The organism is Candidatus Villigracilis sp., from assembly GCF_057083605.1.
In genome coordinates, this window is sequence record NZ_JBXMTI010000136.1 from 13,338 (window position 1) to 33,844 (window position 20,507).

Annotated in this window: 23 protein-coding genes; 20 read left to right on the plus strand and 3 right to left on the minus strand. The window is 48.3% G+C overall.

All coding sequences use genetic code 11. From position 1 onward, the window contains the following. Nucleotides 1–62: 62 nt before the first annotated feature. Complete coding sequence (locus AC14M5_RS19970; protein WP_484031474.1) at nt 63–317, minus strand: hypothetical protein; 255 nt, start codon at nt 315–317, stop codon at nt 63–65. Nucleotides 318–449: 132 nt separating this feature from the next. On the opposite strand from AC14M5_RS19970, the gene fusA reads away from it, so the two are divergent. The 9 genes from fusA to AC14M5_RS20015 all read left to right on the plus strand — a co-directional run bounded on the left by fusA (nt 450) and on the right by AC14M5_RS20015 (nt 8,891). Continuing rightward, nucleotides 450–2,531, plus strand: coding sequence for an elongation factor G (gene fusA, locus AC14M5_RS19975; RefSeq protein ID WP_484031475.1), 2,082 nt, complete (start codon nt 450–452; stop codon nt 2,529–2,531). 345 nt (nt 2,532–2,876) lie between these two features. Further along, complete coding sequence (locus tag AC14M5_RS19980) at nt 2,877–3,149, plus strand: MoaD/ThiS family protein (RefSeq protein WP_484031476.1); 273 nt, start codon at nt 2,877–2,879, stop codon at nt 3,147–3,149. Nucleotides 3,150–3,479: 330 nt separating this feature from the next. After that, nucleotides 3,480–4,430, plus strand: coding sequence for a PLP-dependent cysteine synthase family protein (locus AC14M5_RS19985; protein WP_484031477.1), 951 nt, complete (start codon nt 3,480–3,482; stop codon nt 4,428–4,430). After that, nucleotides 4,430–4,840, plus strand: a complete 411-nt coding sequence (locus AC14M5_RS19990) for a M67 family metallopeptidase (RefSeq protein WP_484031478.1) — start codon at nt 4,430–4,432, stop codon at nt 4,838–4,840. Before AC14M5_RS19985 ends, AC14M5_RS19990 begins: the two co-directional genes overlap by 1 nt. Before the next feature lie 156 nt (nt 4,841–4,996). Next, nucleotides 4,997–5,491, plus strand: coding sequence for a DUF4395 domain-containing protein (locus AC14M5_RS19995; protein WP_484031479.1), 495 nt, complete (start codon nt 4,997–4,999; stop codon nt 5,489–5,491). Then, nucleotides 5,488–5,895: a thioredoxin family protein gene (locus AC14M5_RS20000; RefSeq protein WP_484031480.1), complete on the plus strand. Its 408-nt coding sequence runs from the start codon at nt 5,488–5,490 to the stop codon at nt 5,893–5,895. The genes AC14M5_RS19995 and AC14M5_RS20000 overlap by 4 nt, the downstream gene beginning before the upstream one ends. Before the next feature lie 200 nt (nt 5,896–6,095). Beyond that, the gene (locus AC14M5_RS20005; RefSeq protein ID WP_484031481.1) at nt 6,096–6,470 is read left to right on the plus strand and encodes a MoaD/ThiS family protein; all 375 of its coding nucleotides are present in this window, start codon (nt 6,096–6,098) and stop codon (nt 6,468–6,470) included. 15 nt (nt 6,471–6,485) lie between these two features. After that, nucleotides 6,486–7,637 carry a molybdopterin-synthase adenylyltransferase MoeB gene (gene moeB / locus AC14M5_RS20010; protein ID WP_484031482.1) on the plus strand — a complete coding sequence of 384 codons (1,152 nt, stop codon included), beginning with the start codon at nt 6,486–6,488 and terminating at the stop codon, nt 7,635–7,637. Between the two features lie 117 nt (nt 7,638–7,754). After that, nucleotides 7,755–8,891, plus strand: coding sequence for an NAD(P)/FAD-dependent oxidoreductase (locus AC14M5_RS20015; RefSeq protein ID WP_484031483.1), 1,137 nt, complete (start codon nt 7,755–7,757; stop codon nt 8,889–8,891). 55 nt (nt 8,892–8,946) lie between these two features. Here AC14M5_RS20015 and AC14M5_RS20020 read toward each other — a convergent pair whose 3' ends face one another. Both AC14M5_RS20020 and AC14M5_RS20025 read right to left on the minus strand, forming a co-directional pair. Then, on the minus strand, nt 8,947–9,351 hold the full coding sequence (locus AC14M5_RS20020) for a type II toxin-antitoxin system VapC family toxin (protein ID WP_484031484.1): 405 nt from the start codon (nt 9,349–9,351) through the stop codon (nt 8,947–8,949). Next, nucleotides 9,348–9,593, minus strand: coding sequence for a FitA-like ribbon-helix-helix domain-containing protein (locus AC14M5_RS20025; RefSeq protein WP_484031485.1), 246 nt, complete (start codon nt 9,591–9,593; stop codon nt 9,348–9,350). Before AC14M5_RS20025 ends, AC14M5_RS20020 begins: the two co-directional genes overlap by 4 nt. 129 nt (nt 9,594–9,722) lie before the next feature. Between AC14M5_RS20025 and AC14M5_RS20030 the strand changes: the two genes are divergently transcribed. The 11 genes from AC14M5_RS20030 to ltaE all read left to right on the plus strand — a co-directional run bounded on the left by AC14M5_RS20030 (nt 9,723) and on the right by ltaE (nt 20,485). Continuing rightward, nucleotides 9,723–11,183, plus strand: coding sequence for an SUMF1/EgtB/PvdO family nonheme iron enzyme (locus AC14M5_RS20030; protein ID WP_484031486.1), 1,461 nt, complete (start codon nt 9,723–9,725; stop codon nt 11,181–11,183). A gap of 72 nt (nt 11,184–11,255) precedes the next feature. Beyond that, nucleotides 11,256–12,839, plus strand: coding sequence for an SUMF1/EgtB/PvdO family nonheme iron enzyme (locus AC14M5_RS20035; protein WP_484031487.1), 1,584 nt, complete (start codon nt 11,256–11,258; stop codon nt 12,837–12,839). A 192-nt stretch (nt 12,840–13,031) separates the two neighbouring features. Next, a complete protein-coding gene (locus AC14M5_RS20040; RefSeq protein ID WP_484031488.1) occupies nt 13,032–14,444 on the plus strand; it encodes a pyridoxal-phosphate dependent enzyme in 1,413 nt (470 codons plus the stop codon). 194 nt (nt 14,445–14,638) lie between these two features. After that, the gene (locus AC14M5_RS20045; RefSeq protein ID WP_484031489.1) at nt 14,639–15,070 is read left to right on the plus strand and encodes a DUF1761 domain-containing protein; all 432 of its coding nucleotides are present in this window, start codon (nt 14,639–14,641) and stop codon (nt 15,068–15,070) included. 93 nt (nt 15,071–15,163) lie between these two features. Beyond that, the gene (locus tag AC14M5_RS20050; protein ID WP_484031490.1) at nt 15,164–15,628 is read left to right on the plus strand and encodes a GNAT family N-acetyltransferase; all 465 of its coding nucleotides are present in this window, start codon (nt 15,164–15,166) and stop codon (nt 15,626–15,628) included. A 3-nt stretch (nt 15,629–15,631) separates the two neighbouring features. After that, the gene (gene alr / locus AC14M5_RS20055; protein ID WP_484031491.1) at nt 15,632–16,750 is read left to right on the plus strand and encodes an alanine racemase; all 1,119 of its coding nucleotides are present in this window, start codon (nt 15,632–15,634) and stop codon (nt 16,748–16,750) included. Between the two features lie 116 nt (nt 16,751–16,866). Further along, nucleotides 16,867–17,436 (plus strand): signal peptidase II, encoded by a 570-nt coding sequence (gene lspA, locus AC14M5_RS20060; protein ID WP_484031492.1) that lies wholly within the window; start codon nt 16,867–16,869, stop codon nt 17,434–17,436. A 9-nt stretch (nt 17,437–17,445) separates the two neighbouring features. Further along, nucleotides 17,446–17,991 (plus strand): signal peptidase II, encoded by a 546-nt coding sequence (lspA, locus tag AC14M5_RS20065; protein WP_484031493.1) that lies wholly within the window; start codon nt 17,446–17,448, stop codon nt 17,989–17,991. Continuing rightward, the gene (locus AC14M5_RS20070) at nt 17,988–18,914 is read left to right on the plus strand and encodes an RluA family pseudouridine synthase (protein WP_484031494.1); all 927 of its coding nucleotides are present in this window, start codon (nt 17,988–17,990) and stop codon (nt 18,912–18,914) included. Before lspA (AC14M5_RS20065) ends, AC14M5_RS20070 begins: the two co-directional genes overlap by 4 nt. A gap of 42 nt (nt 18,915–18,956) precedes the next feature. Then, complete coding sequence (locus AC14M5_RS20075) at nt 18,957–19,250, plus strand: four helix bundle protein (RefSeq protein ID WP_484031495.1); 294 nt, start codon at nt 18,957–18,959, stop codon at nt 19,248–19,250. 200 nt (nt 19,251–19,450) lie between these two features. Continuing rightward, nucleotides 19,451–20,485 carry a low-specificity L-threonine aldolase gene (gene ltaE / locus AC14M5_RS20080; RefSeq protein ID WP_484031496.1) on the plus strand — a complete coding sequence of 345 codons (1,035 nt, stop codon included), beginning with the start codon at nt 19,451–19,453 and terminating at the stop codon, nt 20,483–20,485. The last annotated feature ends 22 nt before the right edge of the window (nt 20,486–20,507 follow it).

Consider the following 20,507-nt stretch of genomic DNA (forward strand, 5'->3'; position numbering starts at 1 on the left):
ATTTCGTTATTGAGTTCTTTTTCAAGCTCGTCAACGACGGGCTTTATTGCGGTGCAGCCAATTCAATACGGCGATTGAAATTCCAGCAGGACTGGCGTACCGGAGCCGATCAGCGCCTGTACGTTTTTTGCGTCATCCATCAGCGGAGTCTGGCGCGGGTGCAGGATGCTCCAGGCGGAGATGAGCCCCAGAACGATGACCCCAAAGGCGATGTAGTCGTTCCAGCGCGGTTTGTTTGTGAGCAGGATCAGCCCGGCGATAAAGACCAGAACGGCTGCAATTGTGATAAAGGAATATTGATTGGCTATTAAGTTCACCGCGGCCTCTGCATGGGGTTCACCGAAAATGTCATGTTTTATCTGTTACCTTCACACTTTGACAATTCAAATGAGTTCTTTTACAATCGTGCAACGTTTTACATCCTACATCACTAGGGAAGGGCTTTTTCGATGAAAGAGTATACCACCGAGTTTCTTCGCAACATTGCGCTGGTTTCGCATGGCGGCGCGGGCAAGACGATGTTGGCGGAGGCATTTCTCCATGCAACAGGGGCAACCACCCGCCTTGGCAAGGTTGAGGATGGCACGACGGTTTCGGACTATGATGATGAGGAACACCGTCGAAAGATATCCATCTATTCAAGCGTACTTCCCATAGAGCACCGCGATCACAAGATAAATGTAATTGACGCGCCAGGCTACACTGATTTTGTAGGCGAGATGATTTCCGCCTTGAGTGTGGCTGATGGCGCGCTTATTTTAGTGGATGCGGTTTCCGGTATTGAGGTTGGGACTGAGCTTGCATGGCGTTATGCGGATGAGTTCAACCTTCCACGCTTTGTTGTGATCAATAAAATGGATCGCGATAATGCTGATTTTGAAAAAGCCTATGAAGCGATAGAAGAATTTGTGCGTGCGCATGGCAAACGCACCCTTAAAGTCCATTTGCCCATTGGCGAAAAACAGAATTTCAAAGGCGTGGTCGATATCATCGGTATGAAGTCTTACATCGGTGATGGCAAGACCACGGCTGAAATCCCTGCTGAATTAAAAGAAGCGGCGGAAAAGGCCCACTTTGTACTTGTAGAAGCTGCGGCAGAGGGCGAAGACGAGTTGATGGAAAAATACCTCGAGAACGGTTCTCTCACCGACGCTGAGATGGTGCGTGGACTTGAGGATGTGGTCTACGCTGGAGAATTTGTACCCGTGTTCTGTGCTGCTGGCGGACATGAAGTGGGCGCGATTGCCCTGCTCAATGACATCATCGACTTACTACCCTCACCACTAAATGCTCCGAAGCGCGTGGCACAGGGTAAAAACGGTGAAGAAGAATTGAAACCTTCAGACACCGAACCTTTAGCCGCCTACGTATGGAAGACCACCGCTGATCCTTTTGTTGGCAGGATGACATATTTCCGCGTGTTCTCCGGCACTATTCAAGCCGATGGGCATGTGTGGAATCAAAATAAAAATGCGGATGAACGCGTATCTGGTTTGCATTTCCAGCGCGGCAAGGAAGCGATCCCCGCCAAACTAGTCCATGCGGGCGATATTGCCGCTGTGTCCAAGCTAAATGTGACCGCCACAGGCGATACATTCTGTGACAAAGGACATCCGCTTACAATTGCAAAACCGCATTTCCCTGCCGCTTTATATCGAGTGGCTGTTACCCCAAAAAGCCAGGCTGATGCGGCAAAGATTTCCCCAACTTTGACCAAGCTTTGTGAAGAGGATGTAACCCTCTTGTGGGAAAACGATCCCATCACACATGAGACTGTTTTGAAGGGCATGGGTGATCAGCATATTGACGTGGCACTCCACCGTGCTCAGGCCAAGTTTCAGGTCGGACTTGCAACACATGAGCCGCGCGTCCCTTATCGTGAAGGAATTACACGCAAAGCCAGTGCTCAGTATCGTCATAAGAAGCAAAGCGGCGGATCAGGTCAATTTGGCGAAGTGCATCTGCGCATCGAACCTTTGCCCACGGCCGACTTTGAATTTACAGATGAACTCGTAGGGATGAACTTATCGAAGTCCTATTTGCCTCCAATTGAAAAAGGCATTAAGGCTACGATGGAGCGCGGTGCGTTCGCGGGCTATCCCATGAGCAATGTCAAAGTGATCGTCTATGATGGCAAGGAACATGAAGTTGATTCAAAGCCAGTAGCTTTTGAAATTGCAGGACGTGAGGCCTTCAAACTGGCGGTGCACGATGCGGGCCCTGTTTTGTTCGAGCCAATCATGAGTATTCGCGTTACAGTCCCAGATGCGAACATGGGCGATGTGATGAGCGATCTCAACACCCGCCGTGGCCGTGTGCAGGGCACAGACTCGGAACATGGCAATACCGTCATTGTGGCGCATGTGCCTCTGGCTGAATTGCTGCGCTACACTACACAACTCCGCTCCATCACTGGCGGACGCGGCTACTTCACGATGGAATTCGATCACTACGACACTGTCCCAGCGCATATCACGGGCCCCATCATTGAAGCGCATAAGAAGGAAATGGAACCGAAGAAGGAAGAATAGTTGAGTAACGAGTGATAAGTGAGAAGTAAAAAGCTCCGAGGCTATCAAGCTCGGAGCTTTTTACTTGTTTACCCGTGTACTTGTATGCTTGTTTAACGTGGATAATGGATAAAAAAATAGGCTGTTGTGTCACCCTCCCGAGGGACACACCGTACTTGCGTTCGGTGCAAGTGTCGGGATGATGTGAAGGAGCGCTTTCCCTGGCACCGCCTGCCAGGGCAGGTGTCAGCGACTGAAGGGTCTCGAATGTAAGTTACAAGATGCTTCGCGCCTGAAAAGAAAGCGGCGCTCAGCATGACACAATCCCTTATCCATTATTCACGTTGTTTACGTTAAAATACTTCCATGCCCATCGTCCGCTTCCCTGCCTTGATGAAATTCTATGTGGATAACCAAAGTGAGTTTACGGCGCATGGCTCCACCATCGCTGAATTGCTTGAAGACATTCTTGCGCGCTATCCAACGCTCAAACCGCATTTGTTTGATTCAAAAGGTGAGCTTCGCAGGCATTTCAATATTTTTGTGAATGGCGTTCATCTGCGCGAACTCAATGGGATGGAAACATTATTAAAAGAAGATGACAAGGTCATCTTAATGGCATCCGCCGCTGGGGGATAAGTCCACCAAACTTGTTTGGGTGGGAATTTTTATATTGACAAATTCGGTAAGATACGTAAAATAGCGGACATCTAATATGAAGATCATGAAAACATTTAACTATTGCTTGTGTCTGTCGCGGGGCTCGTAACCACCGCCTGAGACAGACCCTTCCGCAGTCAACGGAATCATCAGACGGTTGGACGACCCCCGCTTGCAAAATTTTTGCATAGTGTGGCGTTTGTTCGCCGTCTTTTTGTTTACTCGTTGGCTGCTTTTGATTTAACTGTATGTCATTCCGAGGGCGCCTCAGTTCTTTGCCCGAAGCAATCTCTGATAAGAAGGATACACATGACTTTACTCGATTTTAGATTGAAAGAATCAAATTCAATTCTTCTTGATGGACTTCCTGCTCACGTGGGGAATACGCCGCTACTGCCGCTTCGCAGACTCAGCTTTAGCCTGCCTCCACGTGTAAAGATTTTTGCCAAAGCTGAATGGTTTAACCCGGGCGGTTCCGTCAAAGACAGGCCTGCGTTGAACATCATTCAAAATGCGCTGATCAACGGTGACCTGGGAACTGGCAAGCGTTTGCTGGATTCAACTTCAGGCAATATGGGAATTTCATACGCCACCTTTGGTGCGGCCTTGGGAATCCCAGTCACATTGGCGGTGCCAGCCAGTGCTAGCTCGGAGCGGATCACTATTCTTAAAGCACTGGGCGCAGAGGTAATTCTCACTGACCCGCTTGAAGGCTCGGATGGTGCGATTCTTAAAGCCCGTGAATTGGCTGCGGAAAGGCCAGACTTGTATTGGTATGCCAATCAGTACAACAACCCTGCAAATTGGCAAGCGCATTATCTTTCCACAGGGCCCGAAATCCTTTCGCAGACTAATGGAGAGGTGACTCATTTCGTTGCTGGTCTTGGCACTTCTGGCACATTGATGGGTACGGGAAGATATCTTCGCGAGCAATTGCCGAATGTAAAAATTGTTGCTTTCCAACCCGATGCATCTTTTCATGGACTCGAAGGCCTCAAGCATATGCCTAGTGCGATCAAGCCTGGGATCTACGACGAGTCACTTGCGGGCACTCCGCTTGAGGTTAAGACCGAAGCGGCGCATGAGATGGTAAATCGCCTGGCGCGGGAGGAAGGTCTCTTTGTTGGAATCTCCTCCGGTGCGGCAGCAGTCGCAGCGCTTGAGGTTGCAAGTCAATTGGATGAAGGCGTTGTGGTGACTCTGTTCCCCGATGCGGGCTATAAATATTTGAGTGATAAATCGTTATGGGAGGGCAACTAATGCTGACTGTTTCAAATGACTTGCTTGAAGAGATCAACGCACATGTTGAGGCAGCCTACCCTGAAGAGGGAGCTGGTTTTTTGATCGGCGTGGATGGCGAAGTGAAAGAGATTTTGTCTTTGCCAAATGCGCGTGAAGATGAGGCGCGGCATAACCGATTTTTGTTCACGCCCAAAGATTATCTCAAAGCCGAATTAAAAGCCGAGAGCCTCGGCCTGGATCTGATCGGTGTTTTTCATTCGCACCCCGATTGCCCGAACATCCCCTCCGAATATGACCGTGAATGGGCGCAGCCGTTTTTCTCTTACATTATCACGCGCGTGGATGAAGGCAAGGCTGTCAATCACCGCTCATGGCGGTTGCTTGAAGACCGCTCGAAGTATGAAGAAGAAGAGATTTCAATTCAATAAATTTTCAGGTGGTTGAGTAAGGCGAGTGTTTTTCTCGCCTGTATCGAAACCACCATGTAATAGTGATATTTTCAATAACGAGTGGTCTCGATACACTCCTCGAAAAGCACTCGGAGTTACTCGACCACCAGAGTATATAAATAACAGGACTTTAATATGACATCGCAAACTTTACAAAAAGTGGATCACTCTGCTCTAAAGACAAATCAACTATTCATCATCTTTTTAAGTGTCGTGGCGTACATCTTGAACCAGCCGATCCTTGCAGCATTCGTCGCGTTGGTGATGGGGCTTGGTGCTGTTTTGAAGACCCCGGGCTTTGGCATTGTTTACAAATCTATTCTCAAGCCGCGTGGGTGGATGAAACCTGATGTGCTGGATGACAACCCTGAGCCGCATCGCTTTTCACAGATCGTTGGCTTCGTGTTTTTGACCGCGGGTTCCACTGCATTATTTCTTGGCTCATCCGTTTTAGGCTGGGCGCTGGTCTGGATCGTGATTGCACTTGCTTCATTAAATGCTTTCGGTGGTTTCTGTGTGGGATGTGCCGTGTATTACTGGTTGGCACGGCTCGGAGTGCCGGGCTTTGGTAAGCAACCGCCCACAGGGATATTCCCCGGTATGAAGCCAAAAGCGGAGGCAAGAGCATGACTTCCGATATTCTGTTGCGTTTCGCTTCTGCAATTGGTATCATATTCCTGGGCGTGAGCGCATATTGGCTACTGAATCAGCGGTTGTTATTGCGTGCGAAGAACAATTTGAATTCTTTGTTGAATCCATTGCCGAACAAACCTGTCATTGTGTATTTCACAACGCCAGATTGCGCGCCGTGTAAGACCGTTCAACGCCCCGCGCTCGATAAGTTGACCACCTTGCTGGGCGAGAAATTGCACATCGTTGAAATTGACGCCACCGCACGCCCCGACCTCGCGAAGACCTGGGGTGTGATGAGTGTGCCGACCACATTTTTGCTCAATGCCCGTGGCGAGGCGCGTTATGTCAATAACGGTGTGGCACGTGTTGAAAAGTTGATGGAACAGATACAAACTTTGTAATTGCAGATGAACTCTGGTGGTCGAGTAGCCTGAGGCGATAGCCGAAGGCATATCGAGACCACCTGTGAATTGAATATTCTTTATCAATTGGTGGTTTCGACACTGCACTGTATAAAACGCAGTGGGTGCAAGTGTACGCCCCTCAAAGAGCATTCGGGGCTACTCAACCACCAGATGTAAATAAAATTAGGAGACTCTATATGCCCGTTTTACGAATCCCAACTCCATTGCGCGCTTACACAAATGGACAGGCCAGCGTTAACGTCAATGGCTCGAACGTTTCCGAGGCGCTCGCAGATTTGACCAGCCAATACCCAACCATCAAGCCACACATTTTTAGTGAAGGCGGAAATTTGCGCCCCTTTGTAAACTTGTTCGTAGGTGAACATAATATCAAGGATCTGCAGGGAGTGGATACTCCGATCAAGGATGGCGAGAAGATTATGTTGATTCCGTCCATTGCTGGTGGAAGACCATGTCGTTGCGAGGAGGGTGCTCGTCCCGACGAAGCAATCTCCTACAAAATTGGGATTGCTTCGGGCGAAGAACAAGAGCGCCCTCGCAGCGACATTTAAGAATAAGAGGATAGTATGTTACCTGAACTCAATCACGAAGAAATTTTGCGCTACTCACGCCACTTGCTGATTCCAGAAGTGGGGCTTGAGGGCCAGCGCAAGCTAAAGAATTCATCCGCGCTGATCATTGGCACAGGTGGACTTGGCTCGCCCGTTGCTTTATATCTCGCTGCTGCGGGCGTCGGTCGTATTGGGCTTGTGGATTACGACGTGGTCGATTCATCGAATCTACAGCGACAGGTGATCCACGGCACATCCACGATTGGAAAGTTGAAAGTGGAAAGTGCGCGTGAAAAGCTGATTGACTTGAATCCTGACATTCAAGTGGATGTCTACAATGAGCCGTATACTTCCGAAAATGCGCTTCGCATTGCCGCCGACTATGACATCATCCTCGATGGCACGGATAACTTCCCGACTCGCTACCTGACTAATGACGTTGCCGTCTTCCTCGGCAAGCCGAATGTGTACGCATCCATCTTCCGCTTTGACGGACAAGTGAGCGTGTTCTATGCCAAGGAAGGGCCGTGCTATCGTTGCCTCTTCCCTGAACCGCCTCCTCCTGGGCTTGTCCCTTCGTGTGCAGAGGGTGGTGTGTTGGGCGTATTACCCGGCACGATTGGCACGCTTCAAGCCACCGAAGCCTTGAAGGTATTGCTCGGCATCGGTGAACCAATGATCGGTAAACTGCTCCTATACAATGCGCTTGACATGTCCTTTGACTTCGTCAAGCTCAAGAAGAATCCCAATTGCCGCGTGTGTGGGCCGAATGCTGATATCAAAGAGTTGATTGACTACGAAGAATTCTGCGGTGTCCCCAGCCACGACCATGAAGAAGGTTCCGCAGGCGCAGGCCTGGACATTACTGCCAAGGAACTAGCTGAACGCGTGAAGACCAATCACCTCAAGCTATTGGATGTGCGTGAACCACACGAGTTGGAAATTTCCGCTTTGCCAAATGCGGTCAATATTCCGCTGGGACAATTGGCTGGGCGCTTGGCTGAGTTAGACAGCGCCGATGACATGATCATCTTCTGCAAAAGCGGTAGCCGATCTGCCCGCGCGCTGGAATTGCTCGCCAGTGCAGGCTTCAAGAAGGTAAAGAACCTCAAAGGCGGCATCAACGCCTGGGCGAGGGATGTGGATACGAATTTGCCAGTGTATTAAAGATGTACCCTTCGTCCTGAGCGGAGCGAGTGTTCGTCGAGCGAAGCCGAAGGACGTGTTGGTAGATAGCGCGCGCTTCGACTGCGCGATGCTCCGCTCAGCGAGGAGAAAATTTTTATGAAACGTGTCATAATTTTAGGTGGTGGTTTTGGTGGAATTGCAACGGCGCATCGTCTCAAGCAAAAACTTGGGGATGATGTTGAGGTTATTCTTGTAGACCGCCGCCCGTATTTTATGGTGGGATTCCGCAAGAGTTGGGCGCTGATCGGCGAGGCTCCGCTTGAGGCTGGGCAAAGGCCGATTGAAAGCTTGAGCAGGATCGGCGTCCGTGTGATGCGCGGGTCGGTTGAGTCGATTCATCCTCAAGAGAAATCTGTTGTCGTGGATGGAGAGAAAATCCAAGGCGATGCAATCGTCGTAGCGCTTGGTGCCGACCTGCTCCCCAATGCGGTAACAGGTTTTCAGGAAAATGCTTTGAATGTATATGACCCGCAGGATATTCCGCGTGCGGAAAAAGCGTTGAGCGAATTCAAAGGCGGGCGTTTGGTGATCGGGATTTTTGGCGCGCCATATAAGTGCCCGCCTGCGCCTTTTGAAATGTCATTGCTGATTAACGAAAAATTGAAGGCGCGAGGGGTGAAGGCAGAGATCATTGTGTTCAGCCCACAGCCAATGTCTTTGCCGATTCTTGGGCAGGTGAGTTGTGACTTGATCGAGGGTCGTTTGGCGGATCACGGGATTCAATTTTTTCCGAATCATAAAGCCACATCGATAGAAGCGGGTGAAGTGGTGTTCCCAAATAAGCGCCTGCCTTATGACCTTTTGCTGGGGGTGCCACCTCACACGCCGCCCGCAGTTGTGCGTGACAGTGGCTTGGTTGGGCCCTCTGGCTGGGTGGACGTGAATTCGCGGACGATGGAAACTTCATTTCCCGGTGTGTATGCGATTGGTGATGTAGTGCAAATTATGCTGGCAAATAATAAGCCACTTCCCAAGGCTGGCTTGTTTGCCGAGATGATGGGTGATGCTGTTGCGGATCGTATCGCCTCCGAGTTTATGGGAGAGAATCCTGATGCGACTTTTGCAGCGGAGGGCGGTTGCTATTTGGAAGTAGGTGGTGGACAGGCCATGATGGTGCAGGGAAGTTTTCTGGCCGAGCCAGAACCGATTATCACACTTACAGAAGCCTCTGAGAAATATCTGGATGAAAAACGCCTGTTTGAAACTGAGAGGCTGGATAAGTGGTTTGGATAAAACAAAGGATGAAGATCAATCCCGCCGAAACCTTCGGTGGGATTGATCTTTTATTTTAAATATTTACAAAATCTTGTGGAAAGATCGCAATTTGCGGAAAGTTTTGTACTACTTCCTTGTCAAAGGTAACAAGAGTGAGATTCATTTCTTTTGCAAGGGCCACATATTCACAATCATAAGATGTGCATTTGCTGGTTGCCATGAGTTCAAGCACTAAATTGGATGAGACAAATCTTTCATGTTCGACCATAAGGTCATGCGCTTCATTCATGATCTGTTGGCACTTTTCAAGGCTCACATACTTAAAGCGAAAATATTTGGAAACAATACTCCGAACTTCGCTTTGCCATAATAAAGGAGCGTACCAGTCGGGGTCTTTTACGAAAACCTGGGTCACCAGTTGTGAATTTTCACCTGCTATAAAAAAATATCCAATTAAATTTGCATCAACGATGATCATTCGCGGCCCTCTTTTTTCCAGCGAGTAAGTTCTTCATCACTGACTGTGTAATGAGCAGTTAATTCCCGAATTTTGCGCGTACGTTCCAGGATCGCCTGAACATCAGCAGGGATCCGTTTCTGGACCGCGTGTTCAAATATGGAAATGATCTCGCTGTTCACACTGCGATGGTTGGCCTTGGCCTGGAGTTTGATTTTTTCGTAAATTTCCTCGGGGATGTTTTTTATGGTAACAGTTGTCATGGGTTCCTCTCTTGCTTCCATTTTGCAACCATTATGGAACTTTTGCGAAATTTTGTCAAGAGTCGATTTTGTAAAGTTTGCTCTATTGTTATATCTCTCTTATAATCCAATCATTGGGATATTCTTACAATGAGACCTCTTCGCGTTTTTCTCTGTCATGCATCACAAGACAAACCCGCTGTGCGCGAGTTATTTGATGCGCTGAAAGCAGAAAAATGGATTGACCCGTGGCTTGATAAGGCAAAGATCTTGCCAGGGCAGGATTGGGAGATGGTGATCGAGAAGGCCGTCGAAGATTCAGATGTTGTGATCGTTTGCCTTTCAAATCAATCGGTGACAAAAGAGGGCTATGTTCAAAGGGAAATTCGTTATGCGTATGATATTGCTCTGGAAAAACCAGAAAATACTATTTTCTTGATCCCATTGCGGCTGGACGATTGCAATGTCCCTCGTAAATTACGGGCTTTGCATTGGGTGGATTATTTTGGCCCTGCCAAAGAGGATACACTTTCCGATCTGCTGAACGCATTGAAGCTGCGCCATGAACAAAAAATAGAAATCGAAGCTAGTGGGGTGATAGGGTTGGATAAGTCGGGAGAAAAAGAAATCAGAGCGGAAGATCAAATTCAACGGGATTCTGTGAAGCCTGAAAGCAAATCCATTAAGCGTAAATATGTTCTTTCTGCGGCCCCTCCTCGGGTGGTACTTGGTTTATCCATGCTTGCGCTTGTTGCCTGGGGTACTTATGCAATATTCTTTTCTGGAATGCCTGATCAACCAGTCAATTTGACTGAGGTAACTGAAACCACAACCGTCATACCCACCCACACTTTCGTACCGCTGACTTATACGCCAACTCCAGATATTGGTTCAACCATGATTTCTGAAAAAGATGGCATGGTCCTGGTATTTGTTCCCGCAGGTGAATTCACAATGGGCAGTAACAATGACCATGTGGAGAATACACCTGAGCATCAAGTGGATTTGGATGCCTTCTGGATCGACCGGACCGAAGTGACCAACGCCATGTACGCCAAATGCGTGGATGCGAATCAATGTAATCCACCAGTCAAGGTTAGTTCATACACTCGTCCAGATTATTTCGATAACTCTGAATTTGATTCTTACCCTGTGATCTATGTGAATTGGAACATGGCGAAAACATATTGTGAATGGGCAGGTCGCAGATTGCCCACCGAAGCAGAGTGGGAAAAAGCCGCGCGCAGCACAGATGCCCGCGCTTATCCCTGGGGAAATGCTCTACCAAAAGATTCGCTGCTAAATTACAACGGTAATAATGGTGATACATCCATGGTTGGCAAATATCCCGAAGGTGCAAGTATTTATGGCGCACTGGATATGGCTGGGAATGTTCTGGAGTGGGTGCAGGACTGGTATGGTGATGCCTATTATCAGGATTCTCTTTTGTCAAATCCTTTGGGCCCCGAATTAGGTCAGCTTCGAGTATTACGTGGCGGGTCATGGAATGAAGGCGATAGCATTGTGCGCGTCGATTATCGTTACAAGCTTGAGCCCTCCAAAATTGGCAGCATTATCGGTCTTCGTTGTGCGGGCGATGTTACCCCGTAGAGGTCTGAGTTGTTCGTATCTCGCCAACTTTCTTTACCTGTCATATAATCCCAACATTGGGATTTTTTTATCATGCCCCGACCCCTCCATGTTTTTCTCTGTCATGCCTCACAAGACAAACCTGCTGTTTGGAAACTGCACCGTTACCTCAAACAGCGCGGCACTCAACCGTGGCTGGATCAGGAGGAGTTGTTGCCCGGCCAAAACTGGGCGGTGGAAATCTCAAAAGCTATAGATGCCTCGGATGTAATCCTTGTTTGCCTGTCTAAAGCTTCAATCAATAAAGAGGGGTTTGTTCAAAAAGAAATTTCCTTTGCGCTAGATAGGGCTTTAGAAAAGCCCGAAGGAATGATTTTTATCATTCCTGTAAGACTTGAGGCGTGTGAACTTCCTAGAAACCTGAATTGGTATCATTGGGTGGATTTATTCAGTGATGGTGGACGCAGGCGGTTATTGATGAGTTTGAACAGGCGAGCGACTGAGCTAGGCGAAGATGTATCACCTGTACTAATGGAAGATACAAAACAGCGAACTCCCAAACCCTTTAAACCTGAGTTTAAACCAGCAGAGCAGGTTGTCCTTAATCCTGAGAAAGAAGAAGTGAAGGAAGAGCTAAAGAAAGAGTTTACCGCAAAGCCTTTCACAAGATTTCTTGACCCATCTACTCTTGCCCCATCTACTCTTGCCCCTAAAGCGATAACAGACTCTCAAGGTATGAAGAAATTTGTGCCAAACAACAACCTTCGCTGGCTTGGGATCAGCGGAATTGTTATTATCGGTTTGCTCATGGTTTTATTTGGCGGAAACTATCTTCGTAAAAACTTTGTTGTCGCACCTACTATATCACCAACAACCACTTCTCAAGTGCCAATTACTACTACTCCAGCCCAGTCATCAACTATTACATTTGCTCCTCCAATCTTCACCCTACCTCCATATATTGGTTTGACAGTCGTGTCCGAAAAAGATGGCATGGTTTTGGTTTATGTGCCAGCAGGCACTTTCATAATGGGGAGTGACAGTAGCGGGCTATCCGATGAAAAGCCAGAGCATAAAGTTAGTTTGGATGCCTTCTGGATCGACCAGACCGAAGTGACCAATGCCATGTATGCCAAATGTGTCGCAGCGAATCAATGTGACCAGCCAAATGACTCCAAATCTTATACTCATCCAAATTATTATGGAAATTCAGAGTTTGACCATTATCCCGTTGTTTATGTTTCATGGAACGATGCGGTGGCGTACTGCTCCTGGGCAGGACGCAGATTACCTACGGAAGCTGAATGGGAAAAAGCCGCGCGCGGCACCGACGGAAATATCTATCCTTGGGGAAATGATTCTCCAAGTGAAAGTTTGCTGAATTACAACCAAAATGTTGGCGGTTTGACAGCAGTTGGCAAGTATCCGAGGGGTGCAAGTATTTATGGCGTGTATGATATGGCTGGAAACGTCTGGGAATGGGTAAGCAGCTTATATCAACCCTATCCTTATGATGCGGATAATGGGCGTGAGAATTTGAGTTCTTCAGGTGCTCGAGTGTTGCGCGGCGGCTCGTGGAACAATAGCGTTAGCGACGTCCGTTCTGCATTCCGCTTCAGGTACGATCCGACAAATTGGTACGGCGGCTTCGGATTTCGTTGTTCCCGCTCACCGTAAGAGACCATCCACGAATTTTATACGAATGAACGAATGTCAGTCAGCCATTCGAGCATTCGTGGCCTATTCGTGGACGGTTTTTCACGTTATCATCCAAGACCTCCGAGTTCTCCACGAAGTGCCCTGTGGGTAAGAACTCGGAAGTCTCTTCTTAAAAAGACGGTAAAATACCCCCAACCAAGGAGAGACGCTGTGACCGGATTACCCGAATCAAAAGAGAGAAGAGTCTTTAATAACGTGTTGGGCGCGATGGGGAATACGCCGCTTGTAAAATTGGAACGAATTGGCAAAGACCTTCCAGTTCCGTTATATGCGAAATTGGAATTTATGAATCCCGGTGGGTCGGTCAAGGATCGGGTTGGGGCGTATATTATTGAACAGTATGAAAAAAGGGGAGAGCTCAAACCCGGTGGGACAATTGTCGAAGCCACCTCTGGTAATACAGGTGTAGGTCTTGCGATTGCAGCAGCCTTGAAGGGCTACAAGACCATCTTCGTCATGCCTGATAAGATGAGCAATGAAAAGATTTTATTATTACGTGCCTATGGCGCGAAGGTGGTCATTACACCAACGGATGCAGGCCCTGGCGATCCGCGCTCTTATTATGAGGTTGCCAAAAAAATTGCGCGCGAGGTTCCAAACGCTGTTCTTGCCAACCAATATCACAACCCCGATAACCCAAAAACACATGAGTTGAGTACCGGTCCTGAGTTGTGGGAACAAACCGAAGGCAAGCTGACCGATGTCATCATTGGCATTGGCACCGGGGGCACCATCACAGGTGTGGGACGTTATCTCAAGGCTAAGAATCCAAACATCACCATTGTGGGCGTGGATATTGAAGGCTCGATCCTGACCGAGATTTGGCAAAACAAAGGCGTTATCCCTCCGGGCGCTTACCCAAAAACTTATAAAGTGGAAGGCATCGGCGAAGACTTCTTGCCATCCACCATGGATATTAATTATGTAGATGCCATTGAGCGTGCAGGTGACCGCGAGTCATTTTTGTGGGCGCGTCAACTGGTGCGGCAGGAAGGGATTTTCGCGGGTGGCTCTTCTGGCTCCGTGATTGCGGGGGCGATGAAATACTGTCGCAAGTTATCTCCTGATCGTTTGCCTGTTGTAATCCTACCTGATTCGGGTTCGCGCTATCTTTCCAAATTCTATGATGATAAATGGATGCGTGAATTCGGTTTTCTCTCGATGGAATTCGGAGAAACGGCTCTGCGCGACCTTTTGATTGCCAAGCCAAACAAGCAGTTATTTACGGCGACGATTGGTGACTCGATTCGCAAGGTGGTATCGGTGATGCACCAGAATGCAGTATCGCAGATGCCAGTTGTCGGCGCGGATGGAACGCTCGTGGGTCTCATCGAAGAAGTGGATTTACTTAATCATATGCTCGAAAAACATGAACACAGTAACGAAGAGATGATAGATGCGCTCGTGCAAAATGCTGGCGCAGTCTTCCCGCCCGAAACTCCGCTCGAGGATGCCATGCCTTCGCTGAAAGCTGGTTATGCCTTGATCATTGTGGAGAACAGCAAGCCAATCGGCATCCTCACAAAAATTGATGTGTTGGACTACGTGGCTGGAAAGATATAAAGAAGAAATTAGTGAATGGAGATTAGTATCCGATTGCGGAGCCTGAGCCGAGATTTCTCCACGAGAAATCTCCGTTCATCTCTGTGCATCTCTGGTGAATCCGAATTTTCAAACCGTATATTAGAACAAATTTTCTGATATAATTTGATCCAAGATTGGCGCGTGCCGATCAACTTTATCAAATGGAGGCTGAAATGGATTTTAGTTCTATCAACTGGTTGGCTGTTGTTGCCTGCGTCGTAGCAAGTATGATCATTGGTTCGATCTGGTTTAGCCCAAAGGGGTTTTATCCCGCCTGGTGGAAGGCCATCGGCAAGACGGACAAGGACATCCCGGGTGACCAAAGCATGAGCGGCATGTGGATTGTATGGGTGCTGGTCATATTGTCATCCCTTGTGCAGGCTGTCTTCATGTCTCTCATGGTCACTGCGATGGGAAGCTTGTCCGGCGGCGCGACGCTGGCATCAGGTGCGACGGCTGGCTTCCTGCTCTGGCTTGGGTTTGTAGCCCCTTCAAGCCTCACCAACAAATTATTCGCGGACCGTGTGAAGTCCTGGTACTACGAAGCCGGTAATCACCTCGTTACCTTTGTCGTGATGGGCGCGATCCTTGGTGCCTGGCGTTAGCCCTTCGAATTCTCCAGACCTCCGAGTTCTCCACGAAATGCCTTGTGGGTAGGAACTCGGAGGTCTTCGTTTTTAGTCGGGTATACTCGACCCATGCAACCTATTATTCGATTATATAAGCCCGAAGACTTTGATGATATTACGCGCATCTGGTTTGAAGCAGAAACCGTAGCCATGCCGAAACTGATGGCGCGCATGGGGCATAAACTTGAAGACGCGCGCGAATATTTCCAGAGAGCCGTTGTAGCTGAATGTCAAATTTGGGTCTACGAACGGGATGGCGTTCCGCTTGGCTTTCTTGCCATTCAAGGTGAATTCATAGACCGCCTGTATGTTGACCCTGCCTATCATCGCCAGGGCATCGGCCAGGCATTGCTGATGAAAGCGCGCGAACTTTTGCCGAGGCACATGTGGCTTTATACGCATGTCGCAAATAAGATGGCACGCGCTTTCTATGAAAAGAACGGCTTCGTCGCCGAAAAATTTGGCGTCAGTCCTGAACCCGAATCCGAACCCGATGTTGAATATCATTGGTGGGCACATCCCCTTCGTAAATAAAACATGCGGCCTACATATCTTGAAGTCAATCTCAACCAGCTAAAGCAAAATCTTCAAAACATCCGCGCTCATGTTGCGCCCGCCAAGGTCATGCCGATGGTCAAGGCCAACGCATATGGTCACGGCATCGAGGGCGTCGCTCCCTTCATCGAATCGTACGTGGATTATTTTGGAGTTGCCCTCGTTGAAGAAGCGATTCAATTGCGCGAACTTGGGATTACGAAACCAATCCTTGTTGCAGGCGGGACGTTGATCGAACAGTTGCCATTATTTTTTGAACATGACTTAATCCTCACCGCTTCATCGCTAGACATACTAACTGCTGCCGAACAACTAGCCGAGTCTACCCATAAGCGACTCAAAGCCCACCTCAAGATTGATACGGGTATGGAGCGGGTGGGTGTTCATGAATATGAAGCGGAAGAATTCATAAAGCACTCCCTTGCGTGTAGGCATTTAGGCATAGAAGGGATTTATACACACTTAGCGAACTCAGAATCTCTGGAGTCGGACAGCTTGCTGTCCGCAACCAGCAAGCTGGTTGATTCCAGAATCCAACTCGAACGCTTTCAAGAAGTATTACGCTTTTACGAAAAGAACAGCCTGCCTACGCCCATGCGCCATATCTGTAATTCGGGTGGGATATTAAATCTGCCCGAAGCACATATGGACATGGTACGTCCTGGTGTCTTGTTTTATGGTGTTTACCCCGCGCGCGATATTGAAAAGAAGATCGATGTGAAACCAGCGCTGACGTGGAAATCGAAAGTAGCATACAGCAAGATCACCCTGCCCGGGCGGAGTGTCAGCTATGGGTCGTTGTGGCAGGCTGAGGCGCGGACTCGAATCGTCACCATCCCCTGCGGCTACGCGGATGGATACTTCCGCCGCATGACCAATCAAGCGCGGGTCGTCATCAATGGAAAATCATATCTGCAAGTGGGACGCATCTGCATGGATCAGTTCATGGTCAATGTGGGGGATGATGATGTGAAGATGGAGAATGAGGTGATTCTGTTGGGCAGTGGAATCACAGCCGAGGAACTCGCCGATTGGGCAGGCACGAATGAATATGAAGTGATGACAAATATCAGTGCGCGCGTGCCAAGAGTGTTTGTGTAAGTCGGATTGCCAATCCGACTTACGCCTGCGGTACAATAGGCGCACTGCCGCTAAAAAACATAATGCTATTTTAATAATTTATGCGGCACTTTGTATTTTGAAAATGAGGTGTGAAGTTGAATTCCAGAGTTAAAGATTATTTGACCTTATTTGGCGTGGCCGGTGTGGTGGTTGCGCTTGATCAATGGACGAAGTTGCTGGTGCGCGAGAACATTGAGTTTGGCGCGCAATGGCTGCCCGATTGGTTGTTCTGGCTCAGCCCATATGCGCGGGTTGTGCATTGGTATAACAGCGGGGCTGCGTTTGGCATGTTCCAGAACGGGAATTTGGTTTTTACGATTCTGGCCTTTATTGTGATCGCTGCCATTATTTATTACTTCCCGCATGTGGAAAACGAAGATTGGACCTTGAAACTGGCGATGGGTCTGCAGCTTGCAGGCGCAAGTGGAAATTTGATCGACCGCTTGATGATGGGCAAAGTGACCGACTTTATTTCCGTTGGTTCATTTCCAGTGTTCAACATTGCCGACGCATCCATTTCAATTGGCGTGGTAGTCCTTTTGCTGGGTGTTTGGTTAAAGGAACGGCAGGATAAGATTAAAAAGGCCGCTGAAGAAAATCACGGGGAAAATGTTGATAGCCATGTTCAGATCGAAACTTCGATGAACTCCGCAGAAGAAAGCTAACCTGCGAAAATGGATGAGAAATTAATACCTCCGGCGGATGAAAACCAACCTGGGAGAAGATACACTATTTTGTTGATCGTTATAGTTGTGGTCGTTGCCCTTGATCAATGGACAAAATGGCTGGTGCGAAAGAACATTCCCGTCAACACCACTTGGCTGCCCGAGTCATTGGGCTGGCTTTCTCCATATGCCCGCATTACTTACATCCAAAACAAGGGGGCATCCTTTGGGATGTTCCAGAATGGCAATGTCATTATTATTGTTCTGGCTTTCCTGGTAATTGGCGCTGTTTTTTATTATGTGTTTACCATGGAGTCACAAAATGTTTGGATGTTGGCGGCTGCCGGTCTTTATGCAGGCGGTGCCCTTGGGAACCTGGTGGACCGCCTGACCATTGGCAGTGTTACTGATTTTATTTCTGTGGGAACTTTTTATATTTTCAATATTGCTGATGCAAGTATTAATGTCAGCGTGGCAATGTTATTGTTAATCTTTTGGGTGCATGAGAGAAGAAAACCTGATGAGATAATGCTAAACACTGGGGAGAAATCGTGAGCGACCGAATGGAAAAATTTCAATATGCGGGCGATAGATCAGAACGCCTTGACAAATTCCTGGTGACCTGCCTGCCTGAGTTTTCACGGGCACGTTTGCAGGGATTGATCGAGGATGGTTTTGTTACAGTTAATGGAAACCCTGCAAAAAAATCTGGCCAGGCGCTGGAAGCTGGCGCTGATGTGGAAGTGCGTATACCGCCGCCCGTTCCAAGCGGATTAACAGGTGAAGATATTCCGCTTGACATAATTTTTGAGAACGAGGATTTGATCGTTGTCAATAAACCTGCGGGCATGGTGGTGCATCCTGCTGCTGGACATGCTTCCGGTACCCTGGTGAATGCTGTTTTGGGTTATGACCCTGATATGGAAGGCATTGGTGGCGAAGAACGTCCCGGCCTTGTGCATCGGCTTGATAAGGAAACCTCAGGCTTGATTGTGCTTGCGAAAAATGAACGCGCGCATAACTGGCTCCAGGAGCAATTCCGTTTGCGAAGAGTGGAAAAGACTTATCTTGCGCTTGTAGATGGAAAACCACCCACGTCCACAGGCCGTGTGGAAGCATCTATTGGGCGTGACCCGAGTCACCGCAAAAAGATGGCGATCCTACCACCCGGTAAAGGGCGTGAGGCTGTCAGTGAATATAAAACGCTTGAGACTTTCAAGGAACACACGCTTTTGGAGTTCCGTCCGCAAACGGGGCGTACTCACCAGATCCGTTTACATTGTGAATTTTTAGGCTGCCCAATCGTGGGTGATTCTGTCTATGGGAAGAGAAAATTTACGGTTAATATCAACCGTCACTTTTTACATGCGTTCCGTTTGAAGATCATACTTCCCAATGAAAAAGAACCCCGCACCTTCCAAGCTGAATTGCCTGAAGAGTTGAAGAAGGCTTTGGATGATGTGAGAAGGTTGGAGTAGGGGAGTGAGAAGTGAGAAGTAAAAAGCAATAAGTGAGGATTGATGGTAGAGCAGAGTTTTGAGACATTGAAAGTTTGGCAGATGTCACATCAGTTAATGTTGGATGTTCATCAAAAGTTGCTTCCATTATTGCCAAAGGAAGAAAAATATGGATTGGTGGATCAAATACGAAGATCGTCAAAAAGTATTGGGGCAAATATCGCAGAAGGCGCAGGTCGCTTTTATTACATGGATAATGTCAGGTTTTGCTATATGGCACGTGGTTCTTTGGATGAAACATTGAACCATTTTATTGGTTTCAAAAGACTTGGGATTTTGCAAAAAAGAACTTTATGATGAATTGCGCCTGCAAGTTGAAGAAATTCGCCGTTTGTTGAATGGATATATCACATGGTTGAAAACAAAAAAGATTGGCTTGAATGAACCAGGTGCGACTCTTGCTATCCATGAATTGCCCGCCGAATATTTTGTGAACACTATGGAGTAGTTTTTCCTCACTTTTCACTTTTCACTTTTTACTTTTTTAGGAGACCCTTATGGAATACACAGACCTTCGTTCAGATACCGTTACAAAACCCACTCCCGAAATGCGCGAAGCGATGGCTGAGGCTGAGGTGGGTGATGATGTTTACGGCGATGATCCCACCGTCAACGCTTTGCAGGCGAAAGCGGCATCCATGCTTGGCAAGGAGGATGCGCTTTTTGTTCCTTCGGGGACGATGGGAAATTTGCTTGCGCTCCTCGTTCATTGCCAGCGTGGGGACGAGGCGATTGTGGGGGACAAGTCGCATATTTATATGAATGAGGCGGGCGGGATGTCTGCGCTCGGTGGGATTCAACCGCACCCGGTCAAGAATCAATTGGATGGGACTCTAGCATTGGATGACATCTACGCTTCAATCCAGACCGAGGATGTGCACCACACCATTACGCGACTCATTTGCATCGAGAACACGCAGAATGTTTGCGGTGGGATTCCATTAACTGCGGAATACACAGAGCAAGTAGGAAAGATCGCTAAAGAAAATAATCTACTCTTTCATGTTGACGGCGCAAGAATATTTAACGCGGCAGCGGCTTTGAATGTGGATGTCAAGGATTTAACCGCCCCGGCGGATTCAGTCATGTTCTGTTTGAGCAAGGGATTAGTTGCCCCTGTCGGATCGATGTTGGTAGGCACGAAGAAATTTATTGCGCGGGCGCGTCACTTGCGAAAGATGCTGGGTGGAGGAATGCGTCAGGTGGGGGTATTGGCGGCGGCAGGACTGATCTCGCTGGAGAGGATGACGGGCAGGCTTGGGCAGGACCATGCCCGGGCGAAGAGTCTGTTCGAGGGGTTAAAGCAGGTTCAGGGATTAAGGTTGGATGCGCGCTCCGCGTCCAATATGGTCTACTTTGATCTTGCCGATCACATTAAGTTGACAGAGGATCAAATCATCGAAGAAATGAAGAAGCGCGGCGTATTGGTGGATTGGGCGGGAGTCCGCCGTTTCCGTTTGGTGACACATTATTGGGTGGATGACGCGGGTGTGGAGAAGGCTATTAAGGGATTTGCAGAAGTGTTGAAGTAATTTTCGGAAATGATGAATGTCC

What these genes read in the sequence shown, in the direction of transcription:
- AC14M5_RS20015 (WP_484031483.1), top strand. Translation starts at nt 7,755, where the DNA reads ATGAAACGTGTCATAATTTTAGGTGGTGGTTTTGGTGGAATTGCAACG.
- AC14M5_RS19985 (WP_484031477.1), top strand. Translation starts at nt 3,480, where the DNA reads ATGACTTTACTCGATTTTAGATTGAAAGAATCAAATTCAATTCTTCTT.
- AC14M5_RS19995 (WP_484031479.1), top strand. Translation starts at nt 4,997, where the DNA reads ATGACATCGCAAACTTTACAAAAAGTGGATCACTCTGCTCTAAAGACA.
- moeB (WP_484031482.1), top strand. Translation starts at nt 6,486, where the DNA reads ATGTTACCTGAACTCAATCACGAAGAAATTTTGCGCTACTCACGCCAC.
- AC14M5_RS20025 (WP_484031485.1), bottom strand. Translation starts at nt 9,593, where the DNA reads ATGACAACTGTTACCATAAAAAACATCCCCGAGGAAATTTACGAAAAA.
- AC14M5_RS19980 (WP_484031476.1), top strand. Translation starts at nt 2,877, where the DNA reads ATGCCCATCGTCCGCTTCCCTGCCTTGATGAAATTCTATGTGGATAAC.
- AC14M5_RS20050 (WP_484031490.1), top strand. Translation starts at nt 15,164, where the DNA reads ATGCAACCTATTATTCGATTATATAAGCCCGAAGACTTTGATGATATT.
- AC14M5_RS19990 (WP_484031478.1), top strand. Translation starts at nt 4,430, where the DNA reads ATGCTGACTGTTTCAAATGACTTGCTTGAAGAGATCAACGCACATGTT.
- alr (WP_484031491.1), top strand. Translation starts at nt 15,632, where the DNA reads ATGCGGCCTACATATCTTGAAGTCAATCTCAACCAGCTAAAGCAAAAT.
- AC14M5_RS20005 (WP_484031481.1), top strand. Translation starts at nt 6,096, where the DNA reads ATGCCCGTTTTACGAATCCCAACTCCATTGCGCGCTTACACAAATGGA.
- fusA (WP_484031475.1), top strand. Translation starts at nt 450, where the DNA reads ATGAAAGAGTATACCACCGAGTTTCTTCGCAACATTGCGCTGGTTTCG.
- lspA (WP_484031493.1), top strand. Translation starts at nt 17,446, where the DNA reads ATGGATGAGAAATTAATACCTCCGGCGGATGAAAACCAACCTGGGAGA.
- AC14M5_RS20045 (WP_484031489.1), top strand. Translation starts at nt 14,639, where the DNA reads ATGGATTTTAGTTCTATCAACTGGTTGGCTGTTGTTGCCTGCGTCGTA.
- AC14M5_RS20000 (WP_484031480.1), top strand. Translation starts at nt 5,488, where the DNA reads ATGACTTCCGATATTCTGTTGCGTTTCGCTTCTGCAATTGGTATCATA.
- AC14M5_RS20030 (WP_484031486.1), top strand. Translation starts at nt 9,723, where the DNA reads ATGAGACCTCTTCGCGTTTTTCTCTGTCATGCATCACAAGACAAACCC.
- AC14M5_RS20035 (WP_484031487.1), top strand. Translation starts at nt 11,256, where the DNA reads ATGCCCCGACCCCTCCATGTTTTTCTCTGTCATGCCTCACAAGACAAA.
- AC14M5_RS20075 (WP_484031495.1), top strand. Translation starts at nt 18,957, where the DNA reads ATGGTAGAGCAGAGTTTTGAGACATTGAAAGTTTGGCAGATGTCACAT.
- ltaE (WP_484031496.1), top strand. Translation starts at nt 19,451, where the DNA reads ATGGAATACACAGACCTTCGTTCAGATACCGTTACAAAACCCACTCCC.
- AC14M5_RS20020 (WP_484031484.1), bottom strand. Translation starts at nt 9,351, where the DNA reads ATGATCATCGTTGATGCAAATTTAATTGGATATTTTTTTATAGCAGGT.